The following is a 599-nucleotide window of genomic DNA, read 5'->3' on the forward strand; positions in this document are numbered from 1 at the left end:
GGTCGAGACGAGATGTAGAAAATTTTTGCGACGATTAGCAATTTTACACTGAATAGTGGCAACAACGTTACGCTGTTTCTGATAATTCTTGGCATCACGTAACGGCCGATGTTCTTGTTTGGCACGTCGTGCCCGTCGAGAGAGCTTGCGTTGTGCTTTCGCCAACTTCCCGCTAACAGAACGATAGTAACGAGGATTGGCAACAATATTCCCTTCGGAATCAGTTAGAAAATTATCAGTATTTAAGTCAATTCCAATAGCAGTAACGGTTTCATTATTAACTTTGTCTACAAAAGGTTGTTCAGATGCTAATTGCATTGCTACATAGTAACGACCAGTAGCGTCCATTGAGATCGTGGTTGTACCAATACGAATACTGTCCATACGATTGACTATTTTTTGGGGTATCCCCTTGAAACGCAAGCGACCTAATTTCGGTAATTGAACCTGTCGAGAATTAATGATCCGAACACTACCATTTTGCATGTTAGGCATGACTAATTTACTAGCATACATGCAGGAAGTTTGGTAGTTTTGTTCAGATCTTTTTTTATGAAATACTGGTGTTCCAGCACGATGAACTTTCCGAAATAAATTCC

At 40.2% G+C, this 599-nt stretch carries 1 protein-coding gene; it reads right to left on the reverse strand.

The genetic code is table 11. The features are described 5' to 3' along the window. Positions 1–599 (reverse strand): RNA-guided endonuclease InsQ/TnpB family protein (locus tag FC26_RS13065; protein ID WP_235809486.1); only part of this gene is annotated, 599 nt, incomplete at both ends.

The sequence above is a fragment of the Paucilactobacillus vaccinostercus DSM 20634 genome (assembly GCF_001436295.1).
GTDB classification, from domain to species: domain Bacteria; phylum Bacillota; class Bacilli; order Lactobacillales; family Lactobacillaceae; genus Paucilactobacillus; species Paucilactobacillus vaccinostercus.